Source organism: Serratia sp. BNK-12 (assembly GCF_047456085.1).
GTDB classification, from domain to species: Bacteria; Pseudomonadota; Gammaproteobacteria; order Enterobacterales; family Enterobacteriaceae; genus Serratia; species Serratia liquefaciens.
The window spans coordinates 2,771,901-2,793,122 of sequence record NZ_CP179896.1 but is presented as its reverse complement, the minus strand read 5'-3'; the positions used below and the strand labels follow the sequence as shown (position 1 = coordinate 2,793,122).

At 51.0% G+C, this 21,222-nt stretch carries 22 protein-coding genes; 8 read left to right on the top strand and 14 right to left on the bottom strand.

Annotated elements, in window-relative coordinates; translation table 11 throughout:
* Positions 1 to 858, bottom strand: coding sequence for an HlyD family secretion protein (locus tag ACMGG1_RS12800; protein ID WP_122079134.1), 858 nt, complete (start codon positions 856 to 858; stop codon positions 1 to 3).
* A gap of 3 nt (positions 859 to 861) precedes the next feature.
* The gene (locus tag ACMGG1_RS12795) at positions 862 to 1,098 is read right to left on the bottom strand and encodes a DUF1656 domain-containing protein (protein WP_104410897.1); all 237 of its coding nucleotides are present in this window, start codon (positions 1,096 to 1,098) and stop codon (positions 862 to 864) included.
* 180 nt (positions 1,099 to 1,278) lie between these two features.
* On the opposite strand from ACMGG1_RS12795, the gene slyA reads away from it, so the two are divergent.
* Positions 1,279 to 1,713, top strand: coding sequence for a transcriptional regulator SlyA (gene slyA, locus ACMGG1_RS12790; RefSeq protein ID WP_012144945.1), 435 nt, complete (start codon positions 1,279 to 1,281; stop codon positions 1,711 to 1,713).
* An 85-nt stretch (positions 1,714 to 1,798) separates the two neighbouring features.
* Here the strand turns inward: slyA and ACMGG1_RS12785 are convergent, their stop codons facing one another.
* A complete protein-coding gene (locus tag ACMGG1_RS12785) occupies positions 1,799 to 2,263 on the bottom strand; it encodes a glycine zipper 2TM domain-containing protein (protein ID WP_041415361.1) in 465 nt (154 codons plus the stop codon).
* Positions 2,264 to 2,632: 369 nt separating this feature from the next.
* Here ACMGG1_RS12785 and anmK point away from each other — a divergent pair, with 369 nt between their 5' ends.
* The 4 genes from anmK to tyrS all read left to right on the top strand — a co-directional run bounded on the left by anmK (position 2,633) and on the right by tyrS (position 6,257).
* Positions 2,633 to 3,754, top strand: coding sequence for an anhydro-N-acetylmuramic acid kinase (gene anmK, locus ACMGG1_RS12780; protein WP_259217167.1), 1,122 nt, complete (start codon positions 2,633 to 2,635; stop codon positions 3,752 to 3,754).
* 45 nt (positions 3,755 to 3,799) lie between these two features.
* Positions 3,800 to 4,102: an MliC family protein gene (locus ACMGG1_RS12775; RefSeq protein ID WP_122079141.1), complete on the top strand. Its 303-nt coding sequence runs from the start codon at positions 3,800 to 3,802 to the stop codon at positions 4,100 to 4,102.
* An 87-nt stretch (positions 4,103 to 4,189) separates the two neighbouring features.
* Positions 4,190 to 4,843, top strand: a complete 654-nt coding sequence (gene pdxH / locus ACMGG1_RS12770) for a pyridoxamine 5'-phosphate oxidase (protein ID WP_046373687.1) — start codon at positions 4,190 to 4,192, stop codon at positions 4,841 to 4,843.
* A 139-nt stretch (positions 4,844 to 4,982) separates the two neighbouring features.
* Positions 4,983 to 6,257: a tyrosine--tRNA ligase gene (tyrS, locus tag ACMGG1_RS12765; RefSeq protein WP_020826694.1), complete on the top strand. Its 1,275-nt coding sequence runs from the start codon at positions 4,983 to 4,985 to the stop codon at positions 6,255 to 6,257.
* Positions 6,258 to 6,337: 80 nt separating this feature from the next.
* On the opposite strand, the gene ACMGG1_RS12760 is transcribed toward tyrS, so the two are convergent.
* Positions 6,338 to 9,460 (bottom strand): DUF4214 domain-containing protein, encoded by a 3,123-nt coding sequence (locus ACMGG1_RS12760; RefSeq protein WP_273854605.1) that lies wholly within the window; start codon positions 9,458 to 9,460, stop codon positions 6,338 to 6,340.
* Positions 9,461 to 9,519: 59 nt separating this feature from the next.
* Positions 9,520 to 12,597 carry a hypothetical protein gene (locus ACMGG1_RS12755; protein WP_414160710.1) on the bottom strand — a complete coding sequence of 1,026 codons (3,078 nt, stop codon included), beginning with the start codon at positions 12,595 to 12,597 and terminating at the stop codon, positions 9,520 to 9,522.
* Positions 12,598 to 13,116: 519 nt separating this feature from the next.
* Between ACMGG1_RS12755 and pdxY the strand changes: the two genes are divergently transcribed.
* Positions 13,117 to 13,977: a pyridoxal kinase PdxY gene (pdxY, locus tag ACMGG1_RS12750; protein WP_217331191.1), complete on the top strand. Its 861-nt coding sequence runs from the start codon at positions 13,117 to 13,119 to the stop codon at positions 13,975 to 13,977.
* Between the two features lie 48 nt (positions 13,978 to 14,025).
* Here the strand turns inward: pdxY and gstA are convergent, their stop codons facing one another.
* The 5 genes from gstA to ACMGG1_RS12725 form a co-directional block, all read right to left on the bottom strand.
* A complete protein-coding gene (gstA, locus tag ACMGG1_RS12745; RefSeq protein ID WP_414160709.1) occupies positions 14,026 to 14,631 on the bottom strand; it encodes a glutathione transferase GstA in 606 nt (201 codons plus the stop codon).
* 92 nt (positions 14,632 to 14,723) lie between these two features.
* On the bottom strand, positions 14,724 to 15,608 hold the full coding sequence (gene dapA, locus ACMGG1_RS12740; RefSeq protein ID WP_122079149.1) for a 4-hydroxy-tetrahydrodipicolinate synthase: 885 nt from the start codon (positions 15,606 to 15,608) through the stop codon (positions 14,724 to 14,726).
* 106 nt (positions 15,609 to 15,714) lie between these two features.
* The gene (locus ACMGG1_RS12735; protein WP_116690574.1) at positions 15,715 to 15,900 is read right to left on the bottom strand and encodes a hypothetical protein; all 186 of its coding nucleotides are present in this window, start codon (positions 15,898 to 15,900) and stop codon (positions 15,715 to 15,717) included.
* A 73-nt stretch (positions 15,901 to 15,973) separates the two neighbouring features.
* A complete protein-coding gene (locus ACMGG1_RS12730; RefSeq protein ID WP_020826699.1) occupies positions 15,974 to 16,240 on the bottom strand; it encodes a DUF3811 domain-containing protein in 267 nt (88 codons plus the stop codon).
* A 103-nt stretch (positions 16,241 to 16,343) separates the two neighbouring features.
* Complete coding sequence (locus ACMGG1_RS12725) at positions 16,344 to 17,045, bottom strand: HD domain-containing protein (protein ID WP_261107579.1); 702 nt, start codon at positions 17,043 to 17,045, stop codon at positions 16,344 to 16,346.
* A gap of 199 nt (positions 17,046 to 17,244) precedes the next feature.
* Between ACMGG1_RS12725 and ACMGG1_RS12720 the strand changes: the two genes are divergently transcribed.
* Entirely contained in the window at positions 17,245 to 17,640 is a 396-nt protein-coding gene (locus ACMGG1_RS12720) for a nuclear transport factor 2 family protein (RefSeq protein WP_128865411.1), read from the top strand.
* On the opposite strand, the gene ACMGG1_RS12715 is transcribed toward ACMGG1_RS12720, so the two are convergent.
* A complete protein-coding gene (locus tag ACMGG1_RS12715; RefSeq protein ID WP_044550680.1) occupies positions 17,637 to 17,906 on the bottom strand; it encodes a hypothetical protein in 270 nt (89 codons plus the stop codon). The two genes, ACMGG1_RS12720 and ACMGG1_RS12715, sit on opposite strands and share 4 nt — an antisense overlap.
* A 99-nt stretch (positions 17,907 to 18,005) precedes the next feature.
* Entirely contained in the window at positions 18,006 to 18,383 is a 378-nt protein-coding gene (locus ACMGG1_RS12710; RefSeq protein WP_046373680.1) for a RidA family protein, read from the bottom strand.
* A gap of 143 nt (positions 18,384 to 18,526) precedes the next feature.
* Between ACMGG1_RS12710 and ACMGG1_RS12705 the strand changes: the two genes are divergently transcribed.
* The gene (locus tag ACMGG1_RS12705) at positions 18,527 to 19,381 is read left to right on the top strand and encodes an aminoglycoside phosphotransferase family protein (RefSeq protein WP_115058930.1); all 855 of its coding nucleotides are present in this window, start codon (positions 18,527 to 18,529) and stop codon (positions 19,379 to 19,381) included.
* Here the strand turns inward: ACMGG1_RS12705 and ACMGG1_RS12700 are convergent.
* Both ACMGG1_RS12700 and ACMGG1_RS12695 read right to left on the bottom strand, forming a co-directional pair.
* Positions 19,346 to 19,849, bottom strand: a complete 504-nt coding sequence (locus tag ACMGG1_RS12700; protein ID WP_201895319.1) for a cupin domain-containing protein — start codon at positions 19,847 to 19,849, stop codon at positions 19,346 to 19,348. The two genes, ACMGG1_RS12705 and ACMGG1_RS12700, sit on opposite strands and share 36 nt — an antisense overlap.
* Before the next feature lie 138 nt (positions 19,850 to 19,987).
* Positions 19,988 to 21,181: a benzoate/H(+) symporter BenE family transporter gene (locus ACMGG1_RS12695; protein WP_414160708.1), complete on the bottom strand. Its 1,194-nt coding sequence runs from the start codon at positions 21,179 to 21,181 to the stop codon at positions 19,988 to 19,990.
* Positions 21,182 to 21,222: the final 41 nt, after the last annotated feature.

Below are 21,222 nucleotides of genomic sequence, written 5' to 3'. Positions count from 1 at the left end.
TTACTGATGAATCGAGATGGTGCAGGTGGTGCCCGCGACCAGCGGCAAATCTGCCGGAACATTTAGCAATTTTATCCGTACCGGTACGCGTTGCGCCAAACGAACCCAGGGCACGTTGGGTTTCACGTCCATTAATAAATCGCTGCTGCTTTCGACGCTTTGATCGTAAATGGCGCGGCCGATACTCTCAACTTCACCCTGAAGCGGAGTGTTGCCGTTATATAAAACGATGTCCGCTTTATTGCCTTCTTTTATATGTTTTAGCTTGGTTTCTTCAAAATAACCGAGCACATAAAACGAGTGCACATCAACCAGCGCAACCAGCGGTGAGCCGACGCTGGCATAGTTACCCACGCGGGTTTGCAAATTGGTGATATAGCCATCGGTAGGGGCATAAATTTTAGTTTTACTTAAATTCCATTTTGCCTGTTCCAGATTAGCTTGCGCGGCTTTATACGCGGCTTTCATTGCCTGTGCCGCTAAATTCGATTCGTCCATATCTTCCGCAGAAATAACATTTCGCGGCAGACCGCGGCGTCGAGCCGCCTCATGATCGGCCTTGGCCAGGTCAGACTGCGCTTTTGCCAACGCGGCCTCAGCATTGTCGAGTGCAATCTGGTATGGCACGGGGTCGATCGTAAAAATCAGACTTCCCGCAGGTATGAACTGATTGTCATGAACGGTTATTTTCTCTAATCTTCCAGAAACTTCTGGTGTGATATTGACGAGTTCGGCGCGCACCTTTCCATCGCGCGTCCAGGGGGATTGCATATAGTAATTCCATAACCACCAACCGGCACAGATGGCAATGGCACAGACGATTACCGTAGAAAAATATTTTAATGTTTTATACGTCATGAGTTACCAACTCGCTAAAAGCCACAGGGAGCCGCTGACGGCGATGACGAAAATAGACAAATCCATCAGCATAGGGTGCCAAATTTCGCCGGAATAAATCCAGTCTCGCAACAGGTGGTGTACCAGTAGCCATAAAATCAGGCCGAGCAAAACAGCCTTAAATAGGGGCGGAAAATAAAGCGAGGCGCCCAGCACCAAATCGGGTAGCGGGGACGAGGCATGAAGCCATGAAGTATTCACATTAACAATCCCAGTGAGTGAATATGTTGAGCGGTTGCATAGAGAATAAACAATAACTGATCAAAATGGTGGCTATTTCCACAATATACATTATATACATTTGTGTTTTTAATGTGAGTTACTCAAAATAGTCTAAGCTCTGGGAGGGTATGTTAGCATGCTAATTATAAGGAGGGGTAAGTGGAGTCAACATTAGGTTCAGATTTAGCACGATTAGTTCGTGTATGGCGCGCGCTCATCGATCATCGGCTCAAGCCGCTGGCGCTCACGCAAACGCATTGGGTTACTTTGCACAGTATCAATCGTTTGCCGCCGGAGCAGTCACAGATCCAGCTGGCTAAAGCGATCGGCATTGAGCAACCGTCATTGGTTCGTACTCTGGACCAACTGGAAGAGAAGGGGTTGATTACTCGCCACACCTGCGCCAATGACCGGCGTGCAAAGCGTATCAAACTGACTGAAGCGGCCGATCCCATCATCCGGGAAGTGGACAGCGTCATCAGCTCTACGCGGGGCGAGATTCTGAGCGGCATTACTACTGATGAAGTACAACTGTTGGTTGGTTTGATTGGCAAGCTTGAGCAAAACATCACTGAACTACAAAATAAACAATAAGAATTTCTTTTTATTCGATTAGATTTCACAGCATCGGAAATGAAACCGGAGGCCTAAAGCCTCCGGTTTTACCCATCTGTATCGCTTACAGCGGAGATACGGTAATAGTGTCGCCAGTACGAGCCATACGAACACGCTGGCCTGGGCTGAACTTGGTCGCGCCCGCCTTCTGAACCACCACGATGTTCTCTTTCTGGTCAGTTTTGATTTCCAGCTCGTAGCCTGAGGTACGGCCTGCGGCTTCACCGATGCTGTTACCCGCCACGCCACCGGCGACTGCGCCGGCTGCGGTTGCCAGGCTGCGACCGGTACCGCCACCGACGGTGTTACCGAGGAAACCACCCAATACGGCACCACCGATTGCGCCAATGGTATTCGACGTTTCACCACCCTGGATCTTGACTGGGCGCACCGAAACCAGCGTGCCATAAGTCACGGTTTGAACCTGTTTGGCCTGCGAAGCGGAATAAACGTCGCCGGACATGGATTCATTGGCGCACCCTGCCAGCGTAACTGCGGCGATAGCAACGACGAGAAGACGCTTGATCATATAAAACTCCTGTTGGTAGTAGTCCATAACCTGGGGAACCTTTCCAGGCCAGATTCAATGAAAATGATAGACAAAGTATGGCTCAAACGCACGCACATCACCATGACCCGCTACTGCATGCAGCTTAACGTTGCGCTGTTCAACCAATAATAAACGGTGGTTTAGCTTTATAACAGCGCCGCAGGAAATTCCGTTGCGCGTTGAGCCATCGTTTAGCGCTGGTTATCAACCGGGGAAGTGAGCAGAAAAACAGGCGCATTGCTCACAGAGGTGAAAAAAGACAACAGAATTCATGGCGTTAATGTTTTAATTCTGGTTTATTTATCAGGTCAAAATTTTGTTTCCCCGCACAGGGTAAAGGATGTTGCTATGAAGTCAGGCCGCTATATAGGTGTTATGTCCGGCACCAGTCTGGATGGCGTCGACGTGGTGCTTGCTGCGATCGACGGACGAATGGTGGCGCAGCAGGCCAGTTACAGCCATCCGATGCCGATTCAGCTCAAGCAGGATATTCTCGGTATGTGCCAGGGGCAACAGACCACGCTTGCTGCAGTGGGGCGACTGGATGCGCAGCTCGGCACCTTGTTTGGTGAGGCGGTGCTTGGCCTGCTGAAACAAACCGGCGTTGCCGCCCAGGACATCACCGCTATCGGTTGCCATGGCCAAACGGTATGGCACGAGCCCGAAGGTGACGCGCGCTTCTCTATGCAATTGGGCGATAACAATCGCATTGCCGCGCTGACCAATATCACCACCGTGGGGGATTTTCGGCGGCGTGATATGGCCTACGGGGGCCAGGGCGCGCCACTGGTGCCGGCCTTCCATCAGGCGTTGTTGGCGCATCCGGTGGAACGCCGCATGGTGCTGAACATCGGTGGTATCGCCAATCTTTCGATGTTGTTGCCGGGGGCGCCGGTGCGCGGTTTCGATACCGGGCCGGGCAATATGCTGATGGACGCTTGGGTATGGCGCCATCGCTCGCAGCCTTACGATAAAGACGGCGCATGGGCGATGGAAGGCCGTGTCTGCCTGCCTCTGTTGCAGCAGATGCTGGCCGATCCTTACTTTGCGCTGCCGGCGCCGAAAAGTACCGGCCGTGAATATTTCAATGCGGCCTGGCTGGAACGTCAGCTTACGGGACTGCCGGCGGTCAAGCCGGTTGACGTACAAACTACGTTGGCGGAACTGACGGCGATCACTATCTGCGAGCAGGTCCAGTTGGCTGGCGGGTGCGAACGCCTGTTGGTCTGCGGTGGTGGGGCGCGTAACCCATTGCTGATGGCGCGGATGTCGGCGCTACTGCCCGGCACCGAAGTGTGCCTGACTGACGATTTCGGCATCAGCGGCGATGATATGGAGGCTTTGGCCTTCGCCTGGCTGGCGTTTCGTACCTTGTCTGGCCAGCCCGGTAATCTGCCTTCGGTCACCGGCGCCAGCCGTGAAACCCTGCTGGGTGGGATTTATCCGGTTTTACCTTTAGGGGGCCGTTAGCTCTGTTAGGATAGAAATCGACAGATTTTCCTAAGGAGCAACAGCATGAAAAAAATCATTATTGCCGCCGGTGCGCTGGCGTTGGCCGGTTGCAGCTATGTTCTGCCGCAAAGCAGCCAGACCCTGCACTATCAGTGTGGCACCACGCCGCTGACGGTGGCGCTGGACGGCAAGGAGAGCACCGTCAGCCTGCTGATGGACGGCGAGCAGTTGAAACTCAAGCAGGTGCTGGCCATGACCGGCGCAAAATACAGTGACGGTAAATACACCTTCTGGTCCAAGGGCCAAAACGCCTACCTTGAGCGTAATGGCAAAGTGATCATGAGCGACTGCACGCTGGCGAATTGATCCGGCGGTTGCGGCGTCAGATCGATTGAGATCCTGACGCCGCTGGCGCAGAATAGAATCACCATTTTTCAGTTGGTTGATAACCCAATGATTGAAAATAATGAATTTGATGTTGCGGACCTGCGCCGTGAATACACCCGGGGTGGCCTGCGTCGCAACGATCTGACCGCCAATCCGCTGGAGCTGTTCGAAAAGTGGCTTAAACAGGCCTGCGACGCTCGTTTGGCCGATCCGACTGCCATGTGTGTGGCCACCGTGGATGAAAATGGTCAACCCTATCAGCGTATTGTTTTGCTTAAGCATGTGGATGAAAAAGGGTTGGTGTTCTACACCAACCTGGGCAGCCGCAAAGCACAGCAATTGGCGAATAACCCGCATATCAGCCTGCTGTTCCCGTGGCACATGCTTGACCGCCAGGTGATTTTCCTCGGTAAGGCGGAGCGGCTTTCCACTTTAGAAGTAATGAAGTACTTCGCCAGTCGCCCGAAAGACAGCCAGATCGGCGCTTGGGTGTCGCAGCAGTCATCGCGCATTTCCGCGCGCGGGGTGCTGGAAAGCAAATTCCTCGAGCTGAAGCAAAAATTCCAACAGGGCGAAGTCCCGCTGCCGAGTTTCTGGGGCGGATTCCGGGTCAATTTCGACTCCGTCGAGTTTTGGCAGGGCGGTGCCAACCGCTTGCACGACCGTTTCCTGTACCAACGGGACGGGAATGACTGGAAAATTGACCGACTGGCGCCCTGAAGACCGAAAATCCCCCTTAAGCGCTGGCACTGATGTCGCCGGCGCTTTATTCTATGCGGTATTCTGAATTTTATATTTCGCCAGTGGGCGAAAGGTCGTGTACCGACAAAGGTGCATTCGTTTATACATGGAGTCATTGATGGCAAGCAGCAACTTGATTAAACAACTGCAAGAGCGGGGCCTCGTTGCCCAGGTTACGGATGAGGAAGCGTTAGCAGAGCGACTGGCGCAAGGGCCAATTGCACTGTATTGCGGTTTCGATCCGACCGCTGACAGCTTGCATTTGGGCCATCTGGTTCCTCTGTTGTGCCTGAAGCGTTTCCAGCTTGCCGGCCACAAACCGGTCGCGCTGGTGGGGGGTGCCACGGGACTTATCGGCGATCCGAGCTTCAAAGCGGCTGAACGTAAGCTGAACACCACCGATACTGTGAACGAGTGGGTAGAAAAAATCCGCAAACAGGTTTCTCCGTTCCTGGATTTCGACTGTGGCAACAACAGCGCGGTAGCCGCCAACAACTACGACTGGTTCGGCGGCATGAACGTGCTGACCTTCCTGCGTGATATCGGCAAACACTTCTCCGTCAACCAGATGATCAACAAGGAAGCGGTGAAGCAGCGTTTGAACCGTGACGATTCCGGTATCTCGTTCACCGAGTTCTCCTACAATCTGCTGCAGGGCTTCGACTTCGCCGAGCTCTACAACCGTCATCAGGTTGAGCTGCAGATCGGCGGCTCCGACCAGTGGGGCAACATCACCTCAGGTATCGATCTGACCCGCCGCATGCATCAGCAGCAGGTGTTCGGCCTGACCGTGCCGTTGATCACCAAAGCCGATGGCACCAAATTCGGCAAGACCGAAGGTGGCGCAGTCTGGTTGGCACCTGAAAAAACCAGCCCGTACAAGTTCTACCAGTTCTGGATCAACACCGCCGACGCCGACGTGTACCGCTTCCTGAAGTTCTTCACCTTTATGGATCTGGCCGAAATCAACGCGCTGGAAGAAGAAGACAAGAACAGCGGCAAGGCACCGCGTGCCCAGTATGTGTTGGCAGAAGAAGTGACCGGCATGGTGCATGGTGCGGAAGGTTTGGCTGCGGCCAAGCGCATCACCCAGAGCCTGTTCTCCGGTGCGCTGCACGACATGACTGAAGCTGACTTCGCTCAGTTGGCGCAGGACGGTATGCCGACCATCAAGCTCGATGGCGACGCCGATCTGCAACAGGCGCTGGTGAATGCCGAGCTGGTACCTTCACGCGGCCAGGCTCGCACCATGATTGGCTCCAATGCAGTGACCATCAACGGTGAGAAGCAGTCTAACGCCGAATACACCTTCAGCGACGCCGATCGCCTGTTCGGTCGTTACACGCTGCTGCGTCGCGGCAAAAAACATTACTGCCTGGTAGATTGGCAGTAATCTCGTTGGATCGAAAAAAGCCCGGGGATAACCTCCGGGCTTTTTATTTTGGGCAGATACTGAGTTTGATTAGCTAATGGTTATGCTATTGCCTCTGTCAGGAGACTCTCAGTCGCAGAGCCATTAACGGTGATAGCCGGTGCTTTATAGTGTAATGCACTGGCGACAAAGTAGGGGTCCTGATTGCCGACCGAAAACACAATATCGTCTGCATCAAACATCTGGTTATGGTTTTGATCAACAATAACATATACCGATTTATCCAGTTTCATTACTCCGACCTCTGACAAATTATGGTCGCTGGCCCCATTGGTTATTTTTGCCAAAACCTGGGAGAAGAGGTTTTGTGCACTGTCGCTAGCGGTTAAACCGGTGAATAATGTATTAAGTTCGGTAGATGACGTCGCATTGCCATATAACACGGCATTTTTTGGCCCGTCGAAGGAAAATGTCCATTGAGAGCCGCTGTTGCCAACGTTAATGATGGCTTGCGAGTAGTTGCTCTCCAGAGTCACCATATTATCAATTTTGCTGTCGGCAAAATTAAGGGTTTGTGCGTAACCTAACGTGGTGTTGCCCATAACGGTAGCGGAGTGAACAATAAGGCCACCATCACTTGCTGAAACTGTCAATTGATCACCCGCTAAACTGTCGATGACAGGGCTGAACTCTGCACTGTTATCCAACGTTTTTAATGTGCTATAGAAGCTCCCACCGCCGGTGCCTTGTTTCTCGGATATCAAGTTGAGGTGCATAATAGAAGATATGCGGCCTTCGTTGTAGTCTCCACCCTTAATGGTTTTCAGATTATCACTGAAGTTGGATTCTATTTTGAGATTCAGCAGCATTAATTGATCGGTAATATATTGATGACCGTTTAACTGTAGGGTGGAAATATGATTATCCCCTCCGGTAAGTGTTAATAAACGTTCTTGCTGATGATCGGGGGAACTGCTCATATACACTTCCAACATGTTCTTGTGTGCGGAAGTAAAACTGAATGTTCCCATATCTAGAGTGCGTAAGCTGCTGGCCACATCGGTGAAGCCGATAGTGAATGTGTTATCGCTTTGCAGCGTATCATAAATATTAATATGGCTTTGCTTAGTTAAATCACCATTGATTCTAAATAATGAATTGCTGACATTTAGTAGGGTGAGTTCGCCAGAATATGCGGAAATGATTGCACCTTGGGAACCTGTATAGTCCCCATGCTGGTCTTTGGCTTTATCAGTCTGCTGCAAATGGGTGACATTGTTGTAGGCAGAGTTGAAAATTGTAGCTCGCTGGTCAATTAAACCAAAGTCAAACGTGTTTCTTCCCTCGGTAGCGACTAATACGCCATTCATGTAGATGCTACCGGTACCCCGATAGTGAGTAAGATCAATAGTGGAAAAGTACAAAAATTGATTGAGGCTGCTGGCAATCTCGGCTTGGACAGAACCGTTCTCGTCGCTAGTAAGAAAAATATCTTTGCTGATCAGATTTGCGGAAATGATTCCTTTGTCAAAGGGGCTCATCGAGGCGGCAGAACCATGAATATTAAGTGCCGTAAAGTCTTTGCCTACGATGTTAGCTCCACCATTGATGCTATTGCCAACCCAGGAAAGAAAGCCATTATCGTCCAGCCGGATTTCAATTTTGGCCGTATTAAGCTGGGCCTTACTGTCGATGATTACGCTGGCATTTCGTTGCTGCATACTCCCGTTTGCGGTAGCAATATTAGAATCATTAAGCATTAGCGTCATGTGCTGCTGGCCGCTAAATCCTGAGCGAACCAAATCACTGGTGGCGTATTCTCCAGTTAATAAAATTTCTTTTATAGAGTTTAGATTAATAAAGCTTAGATCGATGCTGTGATTGCTGTTGGCATTTATCTTGAGGTCAGTCAATATTAACAGTGAGGCTATTTCGGCATTAGTCAGTTCGTGAGAGTGCTGCGTATTTATTTCTGCAGTCAACTTACCATTATTCGAAATTCCAAATTCACCATTGTATGACTTCTGATAATTCAAAGAAATACCGATATTTTTTTCGAAATCTAGCAGTAAGGAGTGCGATGGAGGGGTTGGATGGTTATCTAGTGGGTACTTTCCATTGCGAAAAGCATCGATAATTAACACGGTGGCTTGCAGTTTATCGTAATTAGCCTTTAACAGAATGGCCTGAGATTCTGATGTAGTAAGATTGTTGCCATACAAGTACTGATAGATAGCACCATAATCCGTTGCGGCATTGAATTGCGTCGAGGCGGACAGAGTTTTTAATAATTGGACCTCGGTCGTTCCGGCCGCCAGCATTTTGCTGTACGTATCTAATGCATCGGCCGGCACACTACTTTTGGCGATGACCAGGTAGAAGGAGGCTACAACTTCTTGGTATTTAAAATCTGGCATCTCACCAGAAAGATAGACTTTGGTCGCTTTATTGAAATTCACATTGGCTTGAGAGTTGCTATCGTCATTGCGTATGTCATTAATCATTCTCACAACAACATCCCCTCGAGTTTCTGTACTGTTGTTTAAACCGGTGAGATAGTTTGATATGTCCTGTGATGACGGCTCTTTATTAAAGGTGTTTTTGAATATTGTCTTTATAAAATCCTCATTATTTAAATTATCTAATGAGGGTCTGGTACTGATGAAGTTCTGGGCGATTTTATTAAGTTTATCTGGGTTGTTAATCAAGTCATTAGCCCAAAAATTAATTCCACTTGATACCATTGCGCCACCGATGACATAGTAAATGGCTTGAATATCAGATGCATAGGAGGTGTATTCGCTAGTTTTGTCGAATGAAGGGTAAAGGGTTGTGATAATGGCGTTTTCCAGATGCATTTTCTGCTGCAGTAGATTCTGGTCTGTACCGCTGTAATTCTCTGTTCTATTTATAATGCTAATGGCTATAGAACCCAGTGTTGTCCCATTTTCGGCCTCTAAAACTAGCGCTGCTAATGTAGTGCTGTCAGGTTTCGTTCCGGTGATATTTTTAAATATAAAACTGATTTTTTCGCTATTGTTCAGACCATCGTAACGATTTTGCCCATCATGCGAGTTAATTAATGCGTTAGCGAGTAGGGCGGGGTTGGTTTTATTACTTTCTAACTTCCTTCCAAAGTAATCAAGCGTGGGGGTGTCCGCCTTTTTACCTAATGTGGCCAGGTAAATGGCGGAGAAAATATGTTGTTCTTGCAGTAAGCTCATAAAGTCTCCGCATCAAAAAGTTTATTTTAAACCTATGGTTTTAGCAAATAAACATAGCATTATAACGTTTCACTTAGTATGGGGTATTCCGCCGTCAACTGTACCGGTGGTGATTTATAATGCAGGCTAACTGCGGTCTGGTAGGGATCTCTGTCTCCCAAAGAGAATACAATATCATTATCATCAAATGCTTGGTTGTGGTTTTTATCGATGATCACATACAGTGCTTTATCAATTTTCAAAATGCCGACCTCAGAGAGTTGGCCTTGGCTTCTTCCTTCAGTTACATTATCCATTATTGCGCTAAACATGTTCTGCGCAGAATCAGATTGACTGGAGTCCAGGGAGTGGAAAAGTGTATTCAGGGCATTACTCCCAACAACGCTGCCATAAATGGCCATTTCTTTATAGCCCCCGGTACCAAATATCCACTGTTGATTTTCTTCGCCAACAAGTATTTTGTCTCGATTCTCCGGAGTCAAGCAGGTAACCAGGTTGTCGATGCTACTGTCGGTAAAACGATAAATATCTGCAGCATTATTAGCCGTGTCATCGATAATGGTTGTATTCCCCATCACCTGAAGGTTATCTCCCGAATTACCGCCAGAAACGAGCAACTGCTCGCCAGCTAATGCATCAATAACAGTCTGAAAAGGAGAATTATCATTGAGGGAAACTAATGTCTGATAAAATGACCCACCACCAGAACCTCCTTTTTCCATGTGCAAATTGATAATATAGTCTTGGTAGCGGTCTGCTGTCGGTGTCGTTCCAACGTAAGTCAATGAATCACTAAAGTCTGCTGCAATAGTCAGGTTTAAGGTATGAGTATCTATTGCTGCGCCATTTATATTGATATTTGTAATGCTATTGTCACCACCGGCAAGCCTCAGCGTGCCACTTTCGCCCTGTAACTCGATGTTCAGCGACCTATCATTAACCGTTCCCTGATAGTGAGTTGTCAGACTAAGGGTGCCTGCGTTGATGTGGTCGTTTTCATCCTCTCCCAGGCGTATGGTTAGAGCGATATCCGTAGCGATACTTTGTGTAATAGGGGCCATTTCGATATGCAGTGAACTGGCCTCGCCAGCGTCCTCCCGGTAGCGCAGAACATTGCTATTATCATTGCCATATCCGTAGCCCTTATGGAAATTAATAACATGAATATCGTTTACAGGACCTGAAACGGTCAGTCCATCCCAGCCATTTACTGTGCCGAGCTGCGTAGCCAGGCCGAAATCAAAGACTTTATTGTCCTGAGTTCCTGTTAATAATCCGTCGTGATAAATATTTGTTTTTCCGATGTAGTTGGTCAGGTCAAAGGCGGAAAAATAGTTGAAGTTACCACTATTTCCACGTACTTCCGTGGAGGTGGCCCCGTTTGGGTCTGTAGTGGTGTAAATGTCCTTGGTAAAAAAGTTTGCTGAAATTAGATAGTCACTGTAGATCGAGTAGAAATGGTCTGATTTTGCGTGGAAGGCTTTGCTTACCATGTTTCCAGTGGTGCTTGTAGCATTGCCGTTCCAAAATAGCTGGCTATTTCCCTGCGCGCCGAAAATAAGGTTTAATGTGGCGTTGGCAATGTCGGTGTCATCTTTTACAAATACCTTCTTATCGACAATAAAACTTGCCAGATCAATTTGACCTCCTGAATTCTCGATATTTTTATCGTCAAGAATGAGCGTTGGTGAAATCCATGCGGCGGAAATTGAACTTAGAAGTAGTTTATTGCTGGCATAATCCCCGCTGATGATGATTTTGTTTATCCCATTTAAATCTGAAAGGTCGAGTTTTTTTTGGAGATCGGTGTTGGCATTTATTGTGATTTCCTTTAGAGATGCTATCTCTGCAGCAGATAATGCATGTAATTTGTCTGAGTTAATTGTTCCCGTTAGGACACCACCGTTACTATCTAGCGTTAATATGGCTTTTTCTTTATAACCTAGCGCTTCACCAATGCTTGCGTTGAATTTTTTGATCAACGAAGGGCTCGGGCTCTGACCATTATCTAATGGGTATTTCCCATTGCGCAGAGAGTCAATAATAAGCAGCGTTGCTTTTAATGGGTCATTCCCGCTTTTAAGGAGAATGGCCTGGTAAACCTGTTCTGGAACAGAGCCGTTAAAGTTATAAAGATCATTATATATCTTTTTAAAATTACTGGCCTCGCTAAACTGAGGTGATTTGGCAAGTATCTTCAACAAGGCTAATTCAGAGTTACCGCTAGCCAAAAACTTACTATAAGTGTCAATAGTTGATGCTGATGCGTCACTTTTCGCGATGCTCAGGTATAACGCGGCGACAGTTTCTTTGTATTGGGCTGTTGGAAGCTGGCCGGCAGCATAGACATGGGTTGCACTAAGGAAGGCTTCTTTGGCTTGAGGGTGTGTCGTATCATTTCGAATATCTTCTATCATTCTGGTGACGACTTCGCCGCGGCTCTCGGTGTGAGCATCAAGACCAGCAAAATATTTGGCTAACTCCGCATCGTTGGGGGGCGTTTTAAAGGTCAGGTTGAATATTTTTTTAACGAAATCTTTGTCGCTTAAGCCCGCAGTTTTAGGTCTGGTTTCTATGAAGTGCTGAGCAATTCGGCTTAGCGTACTTTGGCCACTGTATAATGCCTGAGCCCAAAAATTGATGCCCTCAGCGACCATGCTCCCGCCAATCACATAGTAGATCGCTTGGATGTCGGCTGCGGCGGCGTAAACGTCGGGTCCTTGGTCGAAAGCGGGGTAAAGTGACGCGTTGATGGTATTTTCCAGCTGAGCGGCACCCTCTGTAAGCTCTGGATTACTCCCGTTATAATCCCGAAATTCGCGCACAAGATTTTGAACCATATAACCAGTTGAGTGGCCCTGACTCAGTTCATTTGACCAATGAGCTACCACGTTTTCAGGTGCAGGGGCGCCAGTTATATTTTGGTAAACATAACTGACCTTTTCCTCATTGTTGAGATTTTGATAGCGTGATTGACCATCCAATGCGGCAATGAACTTATTGACCAGGAAGGTTTGATCAACTTTTCCGTCAGATAAAATATTGGCATAAAAAGTCAACGTGGCGGAGTCTGCTTTTTTCCCCAGACAGGCATAATAAAGAGCGGCAACGTCTTTTTGATATTTAATTTTACTCATGGATCCCCCAGATTTGAGTTGTGAAGTGCATTCGATAGATGGCTACGCGCCAAACTTTACTAGTGATAAAGTGAAATAAGTTGACCTATTATGGTTACCTATATAATTAATTATGCTATTAGCGTACTAAGCGTTTAACTTGATGATATGTTAATAACGAAAAACCAAGCCGATTCATTCAAAGTTGAAATTAAACTTAGTTGCAATAGAGAGTTAGTTCAAGTCGATACAATGCAAGTATTCCCTACCTTACTGATAACAATGTGTTCTATGGGTTTTGAGGTTGATTTTTTAGGAAAAGTACCATGATTATTGCTACGGATTATATGCGCGTTCACATTAAATATTTGCATTGTTAACAATCTAACTTGTTATTTTTAAAGTTTTTATTGTACTTTATGATTTTAAAATTTGACGTTTGGAGTATGATGTGTCTAGAGAACGATCGCGCATACCTGTAGCGTTTGTTTCGTTTAATTTTCCATGGTCAGGCTTTGGTAAGGTTGTAACCTAATTAAAATGAAAAACATTCTTTCTATACAGTCTCATGTGGTGTTTGGCCACGCGGGCAACAGTGCGGCAGAATTTCCGATGCGCCGCATGGGTGTTAACGTCTGGTCGTTGAACACCGTCCAGTTCTCCAATCACACCCAGTACGGCAAGTGGACCGGTTGCGTGATGCCGGCCAGCCACCTGACGGAAATTGCCCAGGGTATTGCGGATATCGATCAACTCAAGCATTGCGATGCCGTGCTGAGCGGTTATATCGGTTCGCCGGAGCAGGGTAGCCATATTCTTGAGATCGTGCGTCAGGTCAAACAGGCCAATCCGCACGCCTGGTATTTTTGCGATCCGGTCATGGGTCACCCTGAAAAAGGCTGCATCGTGGCACCGGGCGTGGCGGAGTTTCATTGTCAGCAGGCATTGCCGTGCAGCGACATGATTGCGCCAAACCTGCTGGAGCTGGAGTTGTTGAGTCAGCGCACCGTCGTGAATGTTGATCAAGCGGTAAGCGCTGCGCGTGAGCTAATTACCAAGGGGCCGAAAGTGGTGCTGGTCAAGCACCTGAGCCGCGCCGGCTACCATCCGGACTGTTTCGAAATGCTGTTGGTTACGGCGGATGAAGCCTGGCACATCAGCCGTCCGCTGGTGGATTTTGGCAGCCGCCAACCGGTAGGCGTGGGCGATCTGACCAGCGGCCTGTTGCTGGTTAATCTGCTTAAGGGCGAGGCGCTTGATAAGGCGCTGGAGCACGTGACGGCGGCGGTTTATGAAGTGATGCTGACAACTCAGGCAATGGGACAGTACGAACTACAGGTGGTGGCGGCTCAGGATCGTATCGTGCAGCCAGATTGTGATTTTAAAGCGGTAAAGCTGTAATTAAGCTGACGCTGTGCCCCGGCGGATTACCGCGCCGGGGCCAGGAAATTATTTCAATCCTTCCGCGTTCAAGGTGGCATCTACTGCCGGCCGTGCGGCCACGCGATCAAAATAGGCCGATAAGTTGGCGTGCTTTTTGGGATCAAACTGCATGGCGATAGCCCAGCGCAGAACGGTAAACAAATAGGCATCTGCCACGCTAAACCGGTTCCCCAGTAAGAAATGCTGCTTCGCCAGCACTGAATCCAGATAGCTGAACTGTTTCTCCAGTTTTTCCCGCGTGAAGGCTTTGTATTCTTCAGGCGTTTTCGGGTTAAACAGCGGGCTGAAACCCTTGTGCAGTTCGGTGGCAATATAGTTAAGCCACTCAATCGCATGGTAGCGCGACAGCGTGCCCGCTGCGGGGATCAGAGCGCGATCCGGCACGCGATCGGCCAGGTATTGCACAATCGCGACGCCTTCGGTCAGCAGACTGCCGTCATCCAACAGCAGCGCAGGCACTTGTCCTTTCGGGTTGATGGTCAGATAGTCGGCACCGCTTTCCGTTTTCTTCAGCGCCAGATCGACCTTTTCCGCCGTGAAATCCAGGCCCGCCTCACGCAGTACAATGTGTGGAGACAGAGAACAGGCACCGGCTTTATAGAACAGTTTCATCGAAAGCTCCTTGATAATGATGAGTGACAGGCATGCTTAACTTCTGATCCTAGCTCTATAACGCCAAAATTACAGCGGGTTAAACGACAAATTTAACTTATCAACGCGGCTTCGGGCTGCAACTGCGCCAGGGTGACGGCAATTTGCTGCTGCAATGCCTGCGGCGCGATTTGCATGGGCGAACGCAGCTCGTTACGTATCAGACCCTGCTGCGCCAATGCGGCTTTGACCGGGGCTGGGTTCGGGAAGCTGAACATTTGCTGGATCATCGGCAGCAGGCCATAGAAGTTAGCGCGGGCGGCAACCAAATCGCCGTCGGCGACCTGCTGCACCAATTGCACAAAACGCTGCGGCTGAATATGCGCGGAAGCAGAAATCGCCCCGGTGCCGCCCAGGCACAGCGTCGTCAGGATCAGGTTATCTTCCCCGGTCAGTACGTCGATTTCACCGTCGTTAATCAGCGCCATGGTGGTGTCCGGATTACCACCGCAGTCCTTGATGGCTTTCACCTGCGGATGGCGTGCAATCTGGCGCAGGGTTGCCAGCTCCATCACCACGCCGGTGCGTTGCGGAATGTTGTACAGGATCACCGGCACGCTTGAGGCATCGGCCAACTGGGTGAAATAGTCCACCAGACCGCATTGCGACGGGCGAATGTAGTAGGGCGCGGGGATCAGCACGCCTGCGACGTCGCGCAGCTGGATCGCCTGTTGCATTTGCAATGTGTCGATCAGGTTATTGCCGGCCAGCCCCATCACCACCTGATGGGCTGGCGTCACGGCCAGCACGGCATCGAGCACCGCCAGCTGTTCTTCCTTGCTTAACGCGGCAGCCTCACCGGTGGTACCGCAAACCACCAACCCATCGACGCCAGAGGCGATCAGGTGTTGGGCCAGCCGTTGGGTGGCGGGCAGGTCAACGGCGTTGTGATTAAATGGGGTCACCAGCGCAACCCAGATACCGGAAAATGAGGCCATAGTAATTTCCTTCAATGCGAACAATAAGAAGCCAGATGAGATAACAAGAGGGGAAACGAGTCGTACACCGCCCAGTCAGCTCATCTGACGGGACAGCGCGCCCCGATCAAATGAGCGTCTGTTTCTTCGAGTAAACTGCCACCAAACCTTCAAGCGGCAATGCCGATATTTGCGCAGCGTCATTGTGGTTGAGGTGAGTCATGGCGGTCTCTTGAAAAGGGGTAATGCGTTGATAATGAATATTCTGCATGATGCTGTCAATTTGCAACAGGTTGATAACACGGTTATTCATGATTAAACCGCGCTGATGAGTTTGGCTAATAAGCCGGGAAAAGGAAAACCCCGCCTTGGCGGGGCGAAATTGATTAGCGGGGACGGCGTGCGCCGTTGATCGAAGCCGACCAACTGAACGTTTCCCCGGTGGGTTGAACGCGATTGGCTTTGCGTTCGGCCCGGGTGGCTTTTTCAATTTTCTCGCGGGCGGCAGTGATGCGAGCCACCACCTCATCCTTGATCTTGTTATTCTCGCCATTGGTCAAGGCGCGCCCGAGGCTTTTACGTGCCTTGTCCAACTCGGTTTTTACTTCACGTTGCTCGCTTTCCGTCATGTCTTTCAGCGTCAGTTTTTTCATTTTTGCAGCCTGGTCAGTGAAGTTGGCATCCAGTGTACAGCAATTAGCGGTGTGAAGATGCTGCTGCCGTAACGGAAATGCCAGTTTGCAGGGCGCTGGCGCGTTACATCTCTTCCAGCAGTTCGCTGAGGAAACGCCGCATGCGTTCGGTACGTTCCAGCGCCATTTTCTTGCCGGTGGCGGTTTGGAAACCTTCCTGCAGTTTGAATAACTTGGTTTCGAAGTGATCCAGGGAAAAACGCTTGTCGTCATATTGGCGCTGTTCCGCCAGCGGATCGGCGGCATCGTACAGCGCGCTGCGCATGCGTCCACCAATATAGAAACACCGCGCTACGCCAATCATGCCGATAGCGTCCAGACGGTCTGCGTCCTGAATGATTTTTGCCTCCAGGCTCTCCGGGGTAATGGCTGCGGAGAAGCTGTGGGCCTCGATGGCATGGGCGGTTTCGGCAATGTCCTGCGGCTCCCAGCCCAGCTGTTTGAGCATCAGGGCGCCTTTCTCTGCCGCCATGCGCGAAGCCAGATGGCGCTGTGGCGAGTTTTTTTCCACTGCCACACAGTCATGCAACAGCACAGCCGCACACAGGATGCGACGGTTGCCGCCTTCTTGTTGGCTGATTTTGCGGGTGTTTTTCCACACGCGATGCAGATGTGCCACGTCATGAGAGCCATCATCGGAATCGAGCGTCAGCGGCAACAACGCCTGAGCCAGTTCCTGATGGGGGGCGAAAGGCTGCAGCAAGGCTTGCGCCAGAGGTGAAGAATGCACGTGTTTTGTTCCTTGTGGTCGGAAAACCTCAATCATAACCCCCTTTGATGCGGCGGTAATGACAGCGCAATGTTCTAATTGTTTACTACAATGCAACAGACTATTGCCGCAATCGCGGTTTTTATACCGGAATAAGCAACTTACAATGACGCCATTCCGGTCATCTCCGCTTGGTGTAAACCTGTGTCTGCGGGGGATGGCCGGAATATCCTGCAGACGCCACCGGAGAAAGATCATGCCTACGAATCTTGAAATTGTACGCGCCACCTATGAGGGCGGCAGTGCCGAAGAGAATGGCCGCAACCTGCTGGCAGCGCTGGCGCCAGATGCCGAGTGGACCGAAGCGGCGGGGTTTCCTTATGCCGGCACCTATATCGGCCCGCAGGCGATATTCAAAAATGTTCACCAGCGTTTGGGGACGGAATGGCAGGGCTATCGCGCCGATGTCGACCACTTCTATGATGCCGGCGAAACCGTGATTGCGCAGGGTTTCTACCATGGTACCTACGGGGCCACCGGAAAGTCCTTCACCGCATCCTTTGCGCATATTTACCAGCTGCGCGCGGGAAAAATCGTTAAGTTCGTGCAAATCGTCGACAGTGCAAAAGTGCTGGAAGCAATGAAGGACTAAAGGCCGCTGTGCTTGCCAAATTTGCGATCGTACTCCCGCCGATAACCGCGCGCTTTGTTGCGATCGCGGATCCACAAATATCCGCACACCAGCGCAACGGCGCCTGAAAAGGTAATGTTGCGCATATCCCGGTCATAAAAAAATACCAGTATGGCGTCCAGCGCCGCGATAAAGGCAATCCACTTATACATGTGGGATTGCCGACGCGTGGCGGCGTTGAGGCGCTTTAATTGTCTGGCTTCGTGCATAACCGGCTTTTGCTGCATTAACGTCTCGGCGGTAATAAAGTTCCTAGCTGTAAATTAGCAGAATAGTCCCAATGGCGGCAAAGGGTAACGCACGCGATGCCTACGGGCACCTTACGTTCACAGCGCCAGAACGGCTTCGATCTCAACGCTGACCTGTGGCGAGAACAAGGCGCTGACCGCGACCAGTGAGCAGGCCGGAAGTGCGCCGTCGCAATAGTCAAACAGCACCGGCCGGATGGCCGGTAAATCGCCGATATCGGTTAGAAACACGGTTATTTTAATCAGCGCTTTGAGATTCGTACCCTCTGTGGCGGCGATGGTTGCCAGTTGCTCCAGAACCGCCTGTGTCTGTTGCTGGGTCGTTTGCCCTTGAGCCTCGGTGGCAAATGCCGTCAGGCCGGAAACATACAGCGTATCCCCGTGGCGTACGGCATGGACATAGGGCCCCCCTGGCGTAGGCAGATGCGGATAATTAATGCGCTTTAATGATGTCATGGTAAAAACCCCGAGAGATTAATTAAAAAAGTAAACAAACTTGGTTAGGATAGTGCGATGAACATCGGAAGTACGCTGAGATGTATTGATTTTTAATAATATCACTACCATTCATTTATAACTGTGAAGGACGTTTCAGGGTAATGAATTCGGCCTTAATTCCTTACATGCAACGCTGGCAGCTACAGCCCGACGGCCAGGCGTTTGAAACTCACAGCAGCCTGCTGATGCCCGTTCGCTATCGGGGGGCCGCCGCCATGTTGAAAATAGCCCGCGAACAGGAAGAAAAGTTCGGCGGTTTATTGATGTGCTGGTGGCAGGGCGAAGGTGCTGCGCGGGTGCTGGCCTGGCATGAGGATGGGATCTTGCTGGAGCGTGCGCAAGGCAGCCGCTCGTTGCCGCAAATGGTGCGCGATGGCGACGATCGTCAGGCGACGGAAATTCTTTGCCAGGTTGTTGCCCGCCTGCATGCACCACGTGCCGAACCCTTACCGGAACTCATTCCTTTGCACCAATGGTTTAACTCACTGTGGCCGGCGGCGCAGGCACACGGTGGCATGCTGCGCCTCAGCGCCAGGGTGGCCGCAGAATTGCTGACCAGCCCGCGTGAACAGACCGTGTTGCACGGAGATATACATCATGACAACGTGCTGGATTTCGGTGAGCGTGGCTGGCTGGTGATCGACCCTAAACGCCTTTATGGCGAACGCGCCTTCGACTACGCCAACATCTTCTGCAACCCCAACTACGGTATTGCTACTGACCCAGACATTTTTCAGCGGCGAGTCGTGCAGATCTGTCAACTGGCCGGGCTGGAGCGCCAGCGTCTGCTGCAGTGGATCCTTGCCTGGGCAGGGCTGTCCGCCGCCTGGTTCATGGAGGACGGCGAAGCGGCGGATATCGATTTCCGTGTCGCCGAGCAGGCGGCGCTCGCACTGGGCCTGTCGTTACCGGAAGGGGATTCAGGGTTCATCCTGCCAATAATCGAGCGACGCTGAAGGGCGCTGTAAATAGCGTACCGTTTCACCATTTTGGTCCACGGCCATCGCCTGAAATTTGCCTGAGTCAGGATATTCCACCAGTTCGGGCTGCTCGCGGGTGCTGACAGACAGATATTTCAGCGGCGCATCCGACGTGTTGATGATCTGATGCGGGTATTCCGGGCCCGGCGGAATGAAAATAACGTCCCCGCTTTTGATCGGCAGCCGCTCCCCGGCAACCCGTAAGGTGCCGGTCCCCTCCAGCACGATGAACATCTCCTCCTGCGCATAGTGGAAGTGATAAGGGCATGAACGCATGCCCGGGGCTACCACGTCGATAGAAGCCCCCAGTTTTTTGGCTGCGGTACCGGTGCCCAAACGGGCGCCGATGCTGTCATACAGCGGTGGACGGCTGTCGTGTGATTTATCAACCTGGTCGAAATTACGGATCAGACGCTGGGCTAACAGCGTGGCATGCTCATTCATAAACATCCTCGTGACAATGTCACTTAGTGATTGACGATGGCAATAGTAAAACCGTCCATGGTTCCCCATCAGTTAAGCAGAAGATCGCTAAAGGGGGAACATTAACGGAGGGACTAAAGCACCTTTCAACCTGCGGACTTAATTCTCGCTGCGGTTCGCGCGGTGTGGCAGTGAAAGGATGATATGAGCGATGGCCCCCCCAATAATCCCCCAAAATGCCGAGCCGACGCCGAGCAGCGTCACGCCGGACGCGGTGATCAGGAAAGCGATCAGCGCGGCATCACGTTGCTTTTCATCTTGCAATGCGCGTTGCAGACTCCCGGCAATGGTGCCCAGCAGCGCCAGTCCGGCAATGGTGTGGATCAAGGCGGCGGGCAATGCGCTGAACAACATGCCGATAACGCCGCCGAAGGCACCGGCCAGCAGGTAAAATACCCCGGCGGCAGCGGCGGCCATATAGCGGCGCTGCGGATTCGGATGCACGTCAGGCCCCATGCAGATCGCGGCGGTTATAGCGGCGATACAAACCGAAAACCCGCCGAACGGCGCCAGCAACAGTGCAGTCAGCGCCGTCCAGCTAATCAACGGCGAGGTGGGAACGCTGTAGCCGGCGGCCTTGAGGGTGGCGATGCCGGGGGCATTTTGTGACGCCATAGTGACCACGAAGAAAGGCACGCCAATCCCTAACAGCGTAGACGCACTAAAGTGTGGCGCAATAAACTCCGGCATGGCGAACGCCAACGGTTGCTGCGCAAGATGGATGTTACCCTGCAGCGCCGCAATCGCCAGGCCGGTCAACAATGTCAGGACGATCGCGTAGCGGGCCAGATAACGGCGAGTTATCAAGTACACCAGCCCCATCCCGGCACTGAGTACGAAATTCACCTGTAGCGAAGCGAAGGCATCCAGGCCAAAGCGCAGCAGGATCCCCGCCAGCATCGCCGCCGAAATTGCCTGAGGGATGTAATCCATCAACCGGGCAAACAGCCCGGTCACGCCGCACAGCAGGATCAGCCCGGAGGCAAAGATGAAAACGCCAATCGCTTCGTGGAGTGGGGTTCCTGGCAGACTGGTGACCAGCAGCGCGGCGCCGGGCGTCGACCAGGCGGTCAGGATCGGCGTGCGGTAATACAGGGACAGTCCCAGGGAGGTGATGCCCATCCCCAGCCCCAACATGGTCAGCCAGCCGCCAATCTGCATTGGTGTCGCACCGGCGGCCGCGGCCGCCTGAAAGATAATGGCGGCAGAACTGGTGTAACCGACCAATACCGCAACGAACCCGGCCATCACGGCGGGCAGGGACAGATGACGCAAAGAGAGGGCTGGGCGCATGGCTGACTCCGGCAACGGTCGTGCGTTATAACGCACAGTGA